The organism is Labrenzia sp. 011, from assembly GCF_003075075.1.
Classification (GTDB): Bacteria; Pseudomonadota; Alphaproteobacteria; order Rhizobiales; family Stappiaceae; genus Roseibium.
This window is the reverse complement of record NZ_QCYM01000009.1, coordinates 103750-118136: the sequence shown is the minus strand read 5'-3', so window position 1 is coordinate 118136 and position 14387 is coordinate 103750. Positions and strand designations below refer to the sequence as shown.

14 protein-coding genes are annotated in these 14387 nt (G+C 61.8%); 11 read left to right on the top strand and 3 right to left on the bottom strand.

The features are described from left to right. Positions 1-40: 40 nt before the first annotated feature. Entirely contained in the window at positions 41-1111 is a 1071-nt protein-coding gene (tsaD, locus tag DCO57_RS11835) for a tRNA (adenosine(37)-N6)-threonylcarbamoyltransferase complex transferase subunit TsaD (protein WP_116699163.1), read from the top strand. A gap of 69 nt (positions 1112-1180) precedes the next feature. On the opposite strand, the gene DCO57_RS11830 is transcribed toward tsaD, so the two are convergent. Genes DCO57_RS11830 through DCO57_RS11820 form a run of 3 tightly spaced genes read right to left on the bottom strand, consistent with a single transcriptional unit; the run spans position 1181 to position 5846 of the window. Beyond that, entirely contained in the window at positions 1181-3184 is a 2004-nt protein-coding gene (locus tag DCO57_RS11830) for a cellulose synthase catalytic subunit (RefSeq protein ID WP_116699101.1), read from the bottom strand. Next, entirely contained in the window at positions 3166-4479 is a 1314-nt protein-coding gene (locus DCO57_RS11825; protein WP_116699100.1) for a hypothetical protein, read from the bottom strand. Before DCO57_RS11825 ends, DCO57_RS11830 begins: the two co-directional genes overlap by 19 nt. Positions 4480-4529: 50 nt before the next feature. Then, positions 4530-5846 (bottom strand): HlyD family efflux transporter periplasmic adaptor subunit, encoded by a 1317-nt coding sequence (locus tag DCO57_RS11820; RefSeq protein ID WP_133192662.1) that lies wholly within the window; start codon positions 5844-5846, stop codon positions 4530-4532. A 555-nt stretch (positions 5847-6401) separates the two neighbouring features. Here DCO57_RS11820 and DCO57_RS11815 point away from each other — a divergent pair. The 10 genes from DCO57_RS11815 (at position 6402) to leuB (ending at position 14334) form a co-directional block, all read left to right on the top strand. Beyond that, entirely contained in the window at positions 6402-6905 is a 504-nt protein-coding gene (locus DCO57_RS11815; protein WP_116699098.1) for an NUDIX domain-containing protein, read from the top strand. 199 nt (positions 6906-7104) lie between these two features. Continuing rightward, positions 7105-7407, top strand: coding sequence for a hypothetical protein (locus DCO57_RS23790; protein ID WP_208977909.1), 303 nt, complete (start codon positions 7105-7107; stop codon positions 7405-7407). Next, positions 7394-8401, top strand: coding sequence for an NAD(P)H-dependent glycerol-3-phosphate dehydrogenase (locus DCO57_RS11805; RefSeq protein WP_116699096.1), 1008 nt, complete (start codon positions 7394-7396; stop codon positions 8399-8401). The genes DCO57_RS23790 and DCO57_RS11805 overlap by 14 nt, the downstream gene beginning before the upstream one ends. Positions 8402-8546: 145 nt before the next feature. After that, positions 8547-8837, top strand: coding sequence for a YciI family protein (locus DCO57_RS11800; RefSeq protein WP_116699095.1), 291 nt, complete (start codon positions 8547-8549; stop codon positions 8835-8837). Further along, positions 8838-9263: an EVE domain-containing protein gene (locus tag DCO57_RS11795; RefSeq protein ID WP_116699094.1), complete on the top strand. Its 426-nt coding sequence runs from the start codon at positions 8838-8840 to the stop codon at positions 9261-9263. 59 nt (positions 9264-9322) lie between these two features. Next, positions 9323-10003 (top strand): methyltransferase, encoded by a 681-nt coding sequence (locus DCO57_RS11790; protein ID WP_116699093.1) that lies wholly within the window; start codon positions 9323-9325, stop codon positions 10001-10003. 164 nt (positions 10004-10167) lie between these two features. Next, a complete protein-coding gene (locus DCO57_RS11785) occupies positions 10168-11340 on the top strand; it encodes a M20 aminoacylase family protein (protein WP_116699092.1) in 1173 nt (390 codons plus the stop codon). Between the two features lie 170 nt (positions 11341-11510). Continuing rightward, entirely contained in the window at positions 11511-12305 is a 795-nt protein-coding gene (locus tag DCO57_RS11780) for an ATP-binding protein (protein ID WP_116699091.1), read from the top strand. A gap of 1 nt (position 12306) precedes the next feature. Next, entirely contained in the window at positions 12307-13080 is a 774-nt protein-coding gene (locus tag DCO57_RS11775; RefSeq protein WP_208977908.1) for a sulfite exporter TauE/SafE family protein, read from the top strand. Positions 13081-13221: 141 nt separating this feature from the next. Beyond that, positions 13222-14334, top strand: a complete 1113-nt coding sequence (gene leuB, locus DCO57_RS11770) for a 3-isopropylmalate dehydrogenase (RefSeq protein ID WP_116699090.1) — start codon at positions 13222-13224, stop codon at positions 14332-14334. The last annotated feature ends 53 nt before the right edge of the window (positions 14335-14387 follow it).

The window sequence follows — 14387 nt, the reverse complement described above, 5'->3', positions numbered from 1 at the left end:
ACCAATGACCTCAGTCAATTCAAATGACAATGCGACCAATCTGACGGTCCTCGGCATCGAGACGAGCTGCGATGAAACGGCGGCGGCGGTTGTCTGCGGACCGCAGGACAGGCGGATCCTGTCCAACACCATCCGCTCTCAGATTGCCGAGCATACGCAATTCGGCGGCGTGGTCCCCGAGATCGCCGCGCGCGCCCATATCGACATCCTCGACAGGATCATCGCCGAGGCGATGCACGACGCCGGTTGTGGCTGGGAGGACATTGATGCGGTCGCGGCAACTGCCGGCCCCGGGCTGATCGGCGGCGTCATCGTCGGCTTCATGACCGCCAAGGCGGTTGCCATGGCGGCGGGAAAGCCGATTGTCGGCGTCAACCACCTGGAAGGTCATGCCCTGACCGCCCGCCTGACCGACGACCTGAATTTCCCCTTTCTGCTGCTGCTCGTCTCCGGCGGCCACAGCCAGTTCCTGCTGGTGCGCGGCGTCGGCGATTACGAGCGCCTGGGCACGACCATCGACGATGCCATCGGCGAAGCCTTCGACAAGACCGCCAAGCTTCTCGGCCTGCCCTATCCGGGCGGACCGCAGGTGGAGAAGATGGCCGCAAGGGGAGACGTGACCCGCTTCCGTCTGCCCCGCCCCCTGCTCGACCGGCCCGGTCTCGACATGTCCTTCGCCGGCCTGAAGACCGCCCTCAGGACGCAGGCCAAGAAGCTGGAACCGGTGGACGACCAGACGGTCGCCGACCTGTGCGCTGCCTTCCAGCGTTCCGTCTCCGACGTGCTGGCAGCGCGGACAAGATCCGCCCTTGAGCTTTTCCGGGAGCGGCATGCGGATGCGGAGCCGGTGATCGTCGTTGCAGGCGGCGTCGCGGCCAATCAGGAAATCCGGCAAAGCCTGCAGTCAGCCGCTGCGGACGCCGGAGCGCGCTTCGTGGCGCCCCCCATGAACCTGTGCACGGACAACGCCGCCATGATCGCCTGGGCTGGCATCGAACGCTTGCGACAGGGCCCCATCGACGACAGGTCCCTGTCCCCCCGCCCGCGCTGGCCTCTCGATTCGCAAAGCGCCGGTGTGCTCGGTGCGGGCCGGAAAGGCGCGAAGGTTTAGCACGGCCGTAGCCGGGCCCCGGAGAGGCCAGATCCTGCGAGACTGTTTCAATGGCCGGCGGTTCCCGCCTCAAACCTTCACATGAACATTCTTCGGGGCGCCGGAAATGCCCCCGACCATCCGGCGGAAAAGAGCGAAACTGGTCCGCAGCATGAAGCCCTGCTCCGCAATATTCGCAGGCGGATCGCTGAACAGCCGGGCCACGATCTGGTCGCGGATGGCCTTCGTGTCCATCAACCGTACCCGAACGTGGCTGTCATTCAGCGTCACCACGCTGGCTCTCGCCGCCAACCCGTCCAGAAACGCGATGTCGAACTCCTGATCCGACTGCAGGTCGAGGCCAAGGGAGCCCCGTTCGAGGACGATTTCATTGAGGCTCATGGAGCTGCTTCTTGTCTGGTGCACCTTGCCCTCGGCCCTCACCCATACCGGCGAGGTAACCGGGAAATGTTCGTCGTCGAGGTCAGGACGAGGCAGCTCCACACAGACCAGGAACGCAATGAAGGCTTGCAGCATGACCACGATGCCCCAGGCAATGCTGAAACCGTCAATGGAACCGGTTGTGCGCAGCAAGGGACCGTTGAACATGCCGATCAGGGTAAGCACGATAATGGCGAGATACATTGCCGCCATTGAATACTGGACCTGAACCTCCGACCTGTCTTCCCCCTTCGCCGTCACCTTGAAAGGGTGGCCGAACGGTTTGCGGATGGCGTTCACAATCGTGATCGTCACCGGCACTGCCGTCAGAAGATGTGTGACCTCGGTAAAGATGGGCAGACTTCGCCGCCCCGAGATCCAGGCATGAAAGATCATGCTGCCGATGACCGCGGGAAGGCCGATCACCAGCAGAGCCTCCGGCTCCAGCAGAATGGCGGGCAGACCCAGGAAATAGTAGAAAATCGGCGCCAGCAGCATCGCGAGAATGAAAGGTCTGCAAAACCAGTACAGCAGGCCGTGCAGATAGTGCAGCCTTTCGACGAAGCTGTACCCTGCGCCGCGGAATGGTCCGTCCTTCAGCAAGGCAATCTGGATTGTACCGAGGCACCAGCGGCATCTCTGCGTGATGTAGCCGGAAAGACTTTCCGCCGACAGACCGATGCTCAGGCGCTCGTTGAGCCAGATGGTCCTGACACCCTTCAGGAGAAGCCGGTAGGTCGTGTGCAGGTCTTCGGTCACCGACTCCTTCGGCATCCCTTCAATCTCCTCGATTGCCGCGCGGCGGGCAACGAAGGATGTTCCCACGCAGAAGGCTGCCCCCCAGGCGTCCTTCGACGGCTGCATGACATCGAAGAAGATGCGCTGGTCGTCCACCCACGAGCCCGAGGCGAGCAGATTGTGCTGGATCGGATCGGAGTTGTAGTAGAACTGCGGTGTCTGGACCAGACCGATGGAATCGTCGTCAAACAGACCGACGGTCCGCTTCAGAATGGATTTCCTGGGCGCGAAATCTGCATCCAGCAGAAGAAAGAAAGGGGCGTTGGTTATGTGTTTGGTATGCTCCAGACCGTTATCGACATTGCCCGCCTTGGCACCCTTGTTTTCCGTGCGCCGGACATATTGCGCACCGACCCGCTCGCAATAAGCCTTGAGCCAGTCCCGTTTGCCGTCGTCCAGCACCCAGACGGTGAAATTCGGGTAATCGATCGCCAGCGCGGCCAGGATGGAGCGCTCCAGGATTTCAAGTTCCTCGTTGTAGGTGCAGATCATGACATCGACGGCCGGATAGTCACCGCGCTCCTGCAGGCGCCTTTCCCCTGCGTCCGCCTCCGCCGACCTGTCGGTGCGGCGCATGAAGAACACGATCGACAACAAGGTGTAGCTGAGAACGATGAGTTCCAGGACCAGATAGATGCGCGGCCAGATCGCATAAGCCGTGAACTCGAACTCGGGAAGGGTCCAGAAAACCCGGTGCCACATGTAACCGAGCAGCATGACAATGATCACGGAACCGAAGGCCAACCGGTCGACGATATTCTTGCTTTGCAGAAAAAACGCACAGCCGCCGACGAGACCCAAAACGAAAATGCAATAGATCAGGGAATCCTGAAGTGTCAGTATTTCCGGAGACATGGTCCGGTCTCCCTCTGTTCAAAATATTTCAACATGAAAGGGTTCCAGCCGAGCCCCGCGAGCACGACCCACGAGGTCGCCCCCAGATGCGGCAGCCGGTGGTAGAGAAATTCCCCTGAACTTCCGTCAGCACCCGCAGACAGACCTGTCGTCAGCTCCGGCGTCGAGCTGGCGAAATAATAGCCGTCCCCGACACCGTTCCTGGCAAGCGCTTCCTCCACGATCGCGGCTTCTTTTTCCCTGCCGAGAAATTTCAGCAGCAACAGACCCTGCGCCGTTCCCTCGATCCACAGGCCATCGCGGTCCGTATTGAAATCGAGGCCCCCGTCGACGCCGAAATTGCGGTAGGTCCACGCAAGGACATCCTCCGCGCGTTCGGCGAAGTCACTGACCGCGAGGATCGCCCAGAGCTGGGTGTCCAGACCGTCCTGTCCGGTATTCAGGACCGCGCCGTCGGGAAGCGTTCCAACATGAAATCTCTTTTCGTCCGGATTCCAGGTTCTGTCGAGAAAAGACCGGGCGTGCCGGGCCGCATCGCCCCAGCCTTGATCCTTCTCGATCCTGTTGAGAAACGACGCGGCCGCATAGATATCGATATTGTGTTCGGTGGATTTCCAGCCGATCCGGACCGGGGACGGTTCATGACCGTAAAAGCCGCCCCGGAAACCGCCCGCCCCGGCGTGATCGATGGTGAGGGCATTGATCCAGCGCATGATCTTGCGGGCATCTTCCAGATAGCGCGCGTCGCCGTCCGACTGGCCGAGGGTCAGAAGGGACAGGGCCACCCAGGCGGCGCTGCCGGTCGCCGTCCCAACCTGATAACCGTCCTCTATCCACTTGCCTGCCACGTCGTCCCAGTAGCCGGGCAGGGCGACTGCCTCGGCGGACGGCTCCAGCCGGCCCGCCGCATAGGCGTTCCGGAGCCGTCCGTCCTTGTAAAACCTGTCCCTGGTCAGGGCGATATGAAACGCTTCGCCGATCTGCCTGGCGGCTTCCACCTTACCGCATGCGACGAGCGCGATGATGGCCAGGGCGTTGTCATAACCGAAGGCGACATTCGACAGTTCGCGGGGAAGCTGCCCGCCTTCGGGAGAGGCTTCGTAGCTGACCAGAAAGACCGGGCCGTCACCGTAAAGCTTGACCCTCTGGGCAAGGCTTTCGCACGACAGGCAATAGTCGGGAACCCTACCGGCACCCTCGGCCAGCCCAGCGGAAAGAAGGACGCATCCAGCGGCAATCAGGCAGACAAGCCGCCAGACAAACCAGATCCGGACTGCTCCTGGGTTAGCTCTCACGGCGCCCCCCTGCTGTCACGACACATCGAGGACCGGGGGAGGCCCATGGGTTATTTCCCGACCGAGGGTTTTTCACCACGGTTCTTTTTCACCAGATCGCGGATATCGCCCGACAAGGCCGCGATCCGGTCATTTTCGAGAGCTAACGGATCGACACCCTGCGGCACCTCCGGCTGGCCGGAAGCGGCGGCCGCTTCCGCTACCATGAGCGGCTTGGAAGAGCGGAACAGATTGGCCGCCCGCTGAAGAAGCGGCTCACCGAGAGCGACGATCACTTCTTCCCCCACATTGCAGCCGAAAAATTTCTTGTCGGAAACCGGAGTGGCTTCCGTCTCCTGCGCCGTATCGTTCACCCGGATGAACACATAGACCTCGTGACCTTCAGCATCCGGAAACTTCTTGAAATAGCGCGTCTCGGCGCCGGTATTATAGTAGCGCACAACCCGCTCCACACGGCCGTTGTATTTCGCACCCAGCGACCGGACATTGACCAGCGCAGGAGTCCCGACCAGAACGTCCTCGACCTCACGGCCGGGAAAGACGGCAACGACGAAGCTTTCTTCGCAATTCATCGTGCGTGCGATAACCGCGCCCTTGGCAACTGTCTCGCCCGGCGCGACCTCGACGCTGACGATCCGCCCGGGCTGGCGCGCCAGCACGTTGTCGCTGCTGATCGCAGAATTGCTCAGACCTTCCACCGCGACCATCCGTTCGATTTCGCCGACACGCGAGCGGACGATCTCAAGCTCGGACAAGGCCTTGCGATGCTCCATGTCGAGCGACTTTTCCTGAAATTCGAGCGACATCAGGTTGGTTGCGAGGCCGCCGGAATAGACACCCCGAGCGATCGAATCCACCATGTTGGTCTGCCGCGTGAGATCGTCACGGGCGGTCTCCATCCGGTGGCTTGCCGCATCCAGTTTCTGCCTATACTGCGTGAGCACCGTTTCGCTCAGCTGGCCGATATCGACCAGGCTCTTCTTCTGAAGGAAGATAGATTCCTGTTCCTCGACCCGGGATTCTTCGGCGAGCAACTGGTTTTCGGCTTTTCGCGCCAGGACCTTCAGATCTTCGATCAGCCCCTGCTTGGTCGCATTCGCCTGTTCACGGATAAGACCGAGCTGAAGCGAGGTCCTGTCTATCGTCGAGTGCAACGCCTTCTGCCGGTCGGTGAGCTGAAGCAACTCCATGCGCATGCTCATCGCGATCGCATTGTCGCGCTCGAAATTCTCGATCTCGGCCACCTTCGCGAACGGGGCAACCTCCTGACCGATCTGGACACTCAGGTCGACGACCTGCCCGTTGATCTTCGAGGAAATCGTTTGGACAGGCGCGTTGATCAGGGCGTTTTCAGAAACGAGGAACATTCTGTTCGGCAAAGTTGCCAGAACCACAACCGACACAAGAACAAAAACGAAAACAAAACCAAAAATACGCGTTACCAAAAGAATTCTCGAGCTTTCGACACTCATCACCGAAACTCCGAAATTCGAAAAATGCTGCACTGCAACGGTATTAACAATCAGTTAAAAATCAAGTGTTTTTCCATATAATATTTATATTTATGGAATTAATTTCAGATTCCAAATTAAAAATCCTTGATAGATCGTAACGTTATGTAAATAGAGAACGAAAAATCCAACGACAGAAAGGAGTAAAAAAGACGAAACAACAGGGCCTGGAGTTGAATCCGCCCTCGGACAACCGCTCTACGGGGAAAAAGCTGCACTTTCGCCGCGGGACGTAATCCGGCAAAGAATTCCGCAAACACTTGCCAGATCCTGATTCAACCACTAAGCGGCATGCGGGAAGATTGCAATCGCGCTTCATCCGGGTAAGGACATTCAATGCCCTATCAAGAGGTCCCGCCTGATGCCAAGTGTGCTAGGTCGAAGTGACGTTTCAACAAGAGAAGAGATTTCATGCGCGTCTACCACAAGGCCTATGTCTACCTGACCTGCGGCACGGACCTGCTGGTCTTCGACGAACCGGACACGCCCCAGCTCGGGATGCAGGTGCCCGGTGGAACGGTGGATCCGGGCGAGAGTTTCCTGCACGGCGCCATGCGGGAATTCAACGAGGAAACCGGCCTGACACTCGACGCCGCTTTCGACCATTTTTCCGATCAGGACCTGCCGTTCGAGACGATACCGCCCCTCGGACAGTTCAGGCCCGCCCCGGACAGATCCCTGCGCGGACGCCATGTGCGGCGCAACTATCATGTCCGGATCGGCGCGCGTCCCGGCGACACATGGGAACATTACGAAATGTTTCCCAGCGGCGGCGGCGATCCGATTCGCTGCCGGTTCTTCTGGATCGACCTGTTCGGCCCCCGGGCCCGGGACCCGGAAAGATTCTTCGCCGCCTTCGGTGCACCGCTGGAGGCCCTCCGCACCCGCTTGTCCGGGACCGGAAAAACCGCCTGAGCCACCGGCACCGAGGATTCCGACCGTGCACCTCCATCACTTTTCCCCTGCCGACCTGACCTGCGGACCGGCGATTTCGGTCATTGCCGAACCGGTTCACCGCAATCCGGACCGTCAGGTCCCCGGCGGCGCGGCGGATCCGCGGAAAATCCCTTTTCAGACGCCCTGCCGCGATTTTTTCGGAGTGTCTGGACTTTCCTTGGATATCGCGCCCGAATCGTTCGCGGTTCGGGATCGCTTCATCGAAGATGCTCCCGGAAGTCTCTCCGGATTGAATCGGCGGCGGCATTTTTACGGTCGCATTCCTGAAAAGCCTGCCGAACAATGGGAACATTTCGAAAAGTCGCCGGGAACCGGCGGGCCGCCCTTGCGGTTCGGTCCGTTCCCGGGTGATCCTTTCGCGAATGCTGCACCGGCCGGGACCCGCTACTTTGAAGGGTTGGGAGCGCAGCTTGATACACTACGGTCGCGTATGGAAAGGCAGAACAATGGGCGCCATTAAGACAGTCGGCGTCATAGGCGGCGGAGCCTGGGGAACCGCTCTTGCCCTGACGGCCGCCCGTGCCGGACGCGATGTCCGCTTGTGGGCGCGCGATCCGGCCATCGTTTCCGACATCCGCTCCCGCCGGCAGAATGCCCGCTATCTGCCAGGCATCACCTTCGATGAAGACCTGAATGCCACGGATTCTCTGGCGGAAGCCGCGGACGCGGATGCCGTCCTGCTGGTCACCCCCGCGCAGACCACCCGCGCCATGCTGGCCGCCCTGAAAAAGACCGGCAAGGCCCGCGGCCCGGTCGTCCTGTGCGCCAAGGGCATCGAGCAATCCAGCGGAAAACTGCTGTCCAAGGTGATGAGCGAGGAACTGCCCGGCGTGGAACCGGGCGTGCTCTCCGGACCGAGTTTCGCCGACGATGTGGCGCGCGGACTGCCCACGGCGGTCACCATTGCCTCGACGTCCACCAAGACCGCGCTCAGCCTGTGCGAGGCCTTGCAATCGCCGAGTTTCCGTCCCTACGCCTCCATCGACATTCTCGGCACCCAGATCGGTGGTGCGCTGAAAAATGTTCTGGCGATTGCCTGCGGCGCCGTTGCCGGCCGCAAGCTGGGCGCCAGCGCCCAGGCGGCCCTGACCGCACGCGGTTTTGCCGAACTCTCCCGTCTGGGGGCCGCCATGGGCGCCCAGAGCGAGACCCTGACCGGCCTGTCCGGTCTCGGTGACCTTGTGCTGACCTGCTCCTCCACCCAGTCCCGCAACTTCTCCTTCGGCCTGCGGCTCGGGGAAGGCTTCATGGCCTCCGACCTGATTTCCGCCGGCGGGAAGCTTGCCGAGGGTGCCTATTCGGCGCGGGTCGCCGTCAAGCTGGCGGAAAAATACGATGTCGAGGTGCCGATCTGCGAGACCGTCGCACGGATGATCGACGAGGACCTGACCATCGACGATGCGCTCAACACCCTGATGGCCCGGCCGCTGAAGGCCGAGACCGAAGGCGCGTGAATTTCCGTGCAAGGATCCCTGGCCGACGGCCACCCGCCGGGGCAGGGAAAGGCCTGGCGCACCACAATCCGGCTTTCCGCCATTGAGTTTATGAAAAACCGGCCCTAGGTTCGTCCGGAATTCGACAACCCGAGGGTCTCTTCTCATGCTTTATGCCCTGATCTGCACCGACAAACACGGTGCCCTGCAAACCCGCCTCGACAATCGCGCGGCGCATCTGGAATTCCTCAAGGGACTGGGCGACAGCCTCAAGGCCGCCGGACCCTTCATGGATGACGACGGCAACATGACCGGCTCCCTGGTGGTGATCGAGGCGGCCAACCGGGATGAAATCCTCGCCATTTCCCAGGAAGACCCCTATGCCGCCGCCGGTCTGTTCGAAAGCGTCGAAATCCGCCCGTGGAACTGGGCGATCAAGAATCCGGAGAGCAAGTAAGTGCGTTACTGGCTGATCAAATCCGAGCCGGACAAATGGTCCTGGGAACAGCAGAAGGCCAGGGGCGAGGCCGGCGAGCAGTGGGACGGCATCCGCAACTACCAGGCGCGCAACAACATGCGCGCCATGCAGATCGGCGACAAGGCCTTCTTCTACCATTCCAATGTCGGCAAGGAGATCGTCGGCATCGTGGAAGTCTGCAGCGACATCCATCCGGACACCACCATCGACGACCCGCGTTGGGAATGCGTGGATTTCAAGGCGGTCCGCGACATGCCCAGGCCGGTGACACTGGCCGACGTCAAGGCGGAACCCCGGCTGGCCGGCATGTCCCTCGTCACGTCGATGCGCCTGTCAGTCCAGCCCGTCACCGAAGAGGAATGGAAGATCGTCTGCGAAATGGGCGGTCTGAAGAACCCGGCCTGAAGGACCCGGCCTGAAGCTCCTGCGCAAAACGGTTTGAACCCCGCCAGACGGTGAAGCGAATGACGCCTATCAAGGACCCTATCGACTTCATCCGCCGGGAGACCCGCATAAGGCCGGTACCGCATGCGGAGGAAATCCGCCTGCATGTGGCCGACGAGGCCATGGCGCTGTGGCAGAAGACCGAAGAGGACCTGGGAGAACTGGGCCTGGCGCCGCCCTTCTGGGCCTTTGCCTGGGCGGGGGGACAGGGCCTTGCCCGCTATATTCTCGACACGCCGGATCTGGTTCGCGGCAGACGGGTACTGGATTTTGCCTGTGGCTCCGGTCTTGTGGGCATCGCTGCCATGATGGCCGGCGCCACGTCCTGCCATGCGGTCGACATCGACCCCTTCGCCCTTGCCGCGGCAGGTCTCAACGCGGAGCTCAACGGGGTCGCCCTCAGTCTCGAAATGGCGGACATCACCGCGTCTCCACCACCGGACGCCGATATCGTCTTTTGCGGCGACGTCTTCTACGACAGGGCCATGGCGGACAAGGTGACCGGCCTGCTGGACCGGCTGCTGGAGCGGGGCACGGATGTTCTGGTGGGCGATCCGGGCAGATCCTGCCTGCCGAAAACCCGGCTGACCGAGCTTGCCGTCTACAACGTCCCGGTCGTCGGCGCCCTCGAGGACAACGAGATCAAGCGCACCTGTGTCTATCGCATGAAGTCAGAACAGGTCTTGCCGGAAGGACGATGAAAAGCGGCGCGTCCGACAGTCCGGCACAAAAGTTTTTCGTCAAGCCTACTTCCCCTTTTTACCGCTTGAGGTAGGTTATTGCACACCACCTTCCGCTTCGATGGCGGGATCCGCAATGCCCGCGCCACGCGTGCTTCCGATCCGCTGTTTTTCAGGAGACCTGCATGCCCGTCATTAACCGCCTTGCTGATCTGACCGACGAGATCACGGCCTGGCGCCGCGATTTTCACGAAAACCCGGAAATTCTCTATGAAACCGTCCGGACCGCCGCAAAGGTGACGGAACTTCTGGAGAGCTTCGGGCTGGATGAAGTCGCCACAGGCATCGGCAGGACCGGTGTCGTGGGCGTGATCAAGGGCAGGAACGGCGGCATCGGCAAAACCATAGCCCTGCGGGCGGACATGGATGCCCTGCCCATCGAGGAAGTCACCGGCAAGCCCTATGCCTCCAGGGTTCCGGGCAAGATGCACGCCTGCGGCCATGACGGCCATACCGCCATGCTGCTGGGCGCGGCGAAATATCTCGCCGAGACGCGCAACTTCGACGGCACGGTCGTGGTGATCTTCCAGCCGGCCGAAGAAGGCGGCGCCGGCGCCAAGGCAATGATCGATGACGGCCTGATGACCCGCTGGCCCATCGAGGAAGTCTACGGAATGCACAACTACCCCGGCCTGCCGGTGGGTGAATTCGCGATCCGCAAGGGCGGGATCATGGCGGCCACCGACGAGTTCCTGATCCGGATCACCGGCCGCGGCGGCCACGCGGCCAAGCCGCATGAAACCATTGACCCGATCGTTGTCGGCGCGCAGATGGTCAGCGCCCTGCAGACCATCGCCAGCCGCAATGCCAATCCGCTCGATTCCCTCGTCGTCTCCGTGACGGTGTTCCAGGGCGGCAATGCGTTCAACGTCATTCCGCAGGACGTGACGCTGCGCGGCACCGTGCGCACCCTGTCTCCGGCCATGCGCGACCTGGCGCAGGAGCGCATGGAAACCATCGTCAGATCGGTCGGCGAGACCTTCGGCGCGACCGCCGAGCTGCAATTCACCCGCGGGTACCCGGTCACGGTCAACCACGATGCGCAGACCGACTTCGCCGCGGAAATCGCCGAGGGCATTTCCGGTGCGGGCAAGGTCGACCGGGACATCGAACCGATGATGGGCGGCGAGGATTTCTCCTACATGCTGGAGGAACGCCCCGGCGCGTTCATCTTCGCCGGAAACGGCGACAGCGCCGGTCTTCATCACCCGGCGTATGATTTCAATGACGAACTGATCCCCGTCGGCTGTTCCTACTGGGTGAAGCTGGTCGAAACCGCCCTGCCCGCCACAGCGTGACACGGGTCCCGCCGAAGACCGTCCGGATTGCTGCCTCCCATGGCGGCCCGGACGGAGAGGTCGGGACCGGAGGATGTACCGGCTGCCTGCTTTCGGCGACGGGATGACGACCGACAGGTTTTCCTTTTAGACTGGCCCGGCCCCGCCGTTACTTCCCTGGACGTTTCGACATGACCCTTTCCCCCTTCAAACTCTCCTTTCTGGCGGCCTATGTGCTTGTCGGCGCCGTGGTCGGTGTCCTCGTGATCCACCCCCTGAACCTGCTAGTGATCTGGTGGGAGCTGGCGCGCGCACCCGAGGCGGCCCCCGGCCTGTATGAGTTCCTCTCCAACCGCCTGTGGCTGGTGATCTTTCCGAGGCATGTCGATGTGGCGGTTGCCTATACGGCGCTTGGCGCCGTCATCGGTCTCGCCTTCGGCATTTTCACGCGCAACTACATGCGCACGTCAACCGCCTACCGCTCCCTGCGCGAGGAACAGACCGCCCTGATTCCGGACCTGATGAAACAGGGAGAGACCAACCGGGTGGAGTTCAAGGCCTCTCTGCGCTGGGACATGAAGGAAAATCACGTCAACCGGGGTCTGGAGAAGGTCATCGCCAAGACCCTGGCCGGATTCTTCAACGCCGATGGCGGCCATCTTCTGATCGGAGTGGACGACGATGGCCGGCCGCTCGGCCTCGACAAGGATCTCGCCACCCTGAAGAGCCCTGATCTCGATTCCTTCGAACGCACGGTCAACGACATTGTCTCGAAAGACCTCGGCGGCGACCTCTGCCCCTATATCCATACCGTGTTCACGCAGGTGGAAGACAAGGATGTCGCCATGATCATCGTGAGCTCGGCGCCACGCGCGGTCTATCTGGAGGAGAACAACGCCTCGGTGTTCTACCTGCGCAGCGGAAATTCCACCCGCAGGCTCGACGTGCGCGAAGCCGTCAACTACGCCAACAAGAGATGGGCCTGACGTGAGCGAATTTCTGGGGCTGATCTTTCCCGATCAGCTCGGCACGCTCCCCACGATCCTGCTGGTGTGCATGAGTTTCTTCACATCCGCCGTCACCGCAGCCGTTGGGCTTGGCGGCGGTGTGGCGCTGATCGCCGTCATGGCGATGCTGATGCCGGCAAGCGCCCTGGTTCCGGTTCACGGCGTTGTCCAGTTAGGCTCCAATGCCGGGCGCGCCCTGGTGCAGCTGAAACATGTCGACTGGCTGATCGCCTTCTGGTTCGCCATCGGCGCTGTTTTCGGAGCCGCCCTCGGCGGCAGCATAGTGGTGGAACTGCCTGCAGCGGTTCTCAAGGCGGGCATCGGCATCTTTGTGCTCTGGGTGGTGTGGGGCCGCACGCCGAAGCTGGGCAAGGCCCGGAAACGGGCCATGGCCGCCGCCGGCTTCGCCTCCACGTTCCTGTCGATGTTTTTCGGCGCCGCCGGCCCCATCGGCGCGGCGGTTCTTGCGACACTGAATCTGCCGCGCCACGATTTCGTCGCCAACCAGGCGGTCACCGCGCTGATCATGCATGTCTTCAAGATCATCGCCTTCGGCCTGCTCGGCTTTGCCTTCGCTCCATGGGCGGGCCTGATCGTGATGATGATCGCCAGCGGATTTCTGGGAACCGTGACCGGCAGCTACCTGCTCGGCCGCATGGAGGAGAAAACCTTCAGGACCGGTTTCAGGTGGGTGATGACGGCCCTGGCCCTCAATCTTCTCTGGCAGGCCGGTCGAAACTGGACCGCCAGCTGAGCAACCGGGCCGTTTGCGGCCGTCCTTGACCTTTCGCACGCCGACGATTGAGTTCTTCGCAACCGGCTTTGCCTTGAAAGACCGCGGCCGACGCGCTAACCCAACGCGAACGAATTTCTAACAATGCGGGAGGAAGCGTCCATGGCTTCTCAAAATCTTCTGCTTTTGCCGGGTGACGGCATTGGCCCGGAAATCATGCTGGAAGTGAAAAAGGTCATCGCCTGGTTCAACGACAAGGGCGGCATGTCCTTTGAAACCGACGAAGGTCTGGTCGGCGGCTGCGCCTATGACGCCCACGGTCAGGCGATCTCCGATGCGGACATGGCCAAGGCCATGGCGGCGGACGCGGTCATCTTCGGTGCCGTCGGCGGCCCGAAGTGGGACGACGTTTCCTATGACGTGCGCCCGGAAGCCGGCCTGCTGCGCCTGCGCAAGGACATGGAGCTCTTCGCCAACCTGCGCCCGGCCATCTGCTACCCGGCCCTTGCCGATGCCTCATCCCTGAAAAAGGACATCATCGAAGGCCTCGACATCCTGATCGTGCGCGAACTGACCGGCGGCGTCTATTTCGGTGAACCGAAGGAAATTCGCGACCTGGGCAACGGCCAGAAGCGCGCTGTCGACACCCAGGTCTATGACACCTACGAAATCGAGCGCATCTCCCGGGTCGCCTTCGAACTGGCCCGGACCCGGAAAAACAAGGTCACGTCCATGGAAAAACGGAACGTGATGAAATCCGGCGTTCTGTGGAATGAGGTCGTTACCCAGACCCACGCAAACGGATACCAGGACGTCCAGCTGGAGCACATGCTGGCCGATGCCGGCGGCATGCAGCTCGTGCGCTGGCCCAAGCAGTTCGACGTCATCGTCACCGACAACCTGTTCGGCGACATGCTGTCCGACGTTGCCGCCATGCTGACCGGCTCGCTCGGCATGCTGCCGTCCGCCTCGCTCGGCGCACCCGACGAGACCACAGGCAAGCGCAAGGCCCTCTATGAGCCGGTCCACGGCTCCGCCCCGGACATTGCCGGCACGGGCGCCGCCAACCCGATCGCCATGATCGCCAGCTTCGCCATGGCGCTGCGCTACTCCTTCGAACAGGTGGCCGCCGCCGACATGCTGGACAAGGCCATCGCCAATGCCCTCGACAAGGGGTTGCGCACAAAGGACATCGCGGCCGAGGGACAGGCAACCATCTCCACCGCGGAAATGGGCGACGCCATCCTTGCCGAACTGGACGCGGTCAGCGCCTGACGGCATCGCCATTTGCACCACGAGCCGCCAGCGGGTATCCCGGTGGCGGCTTT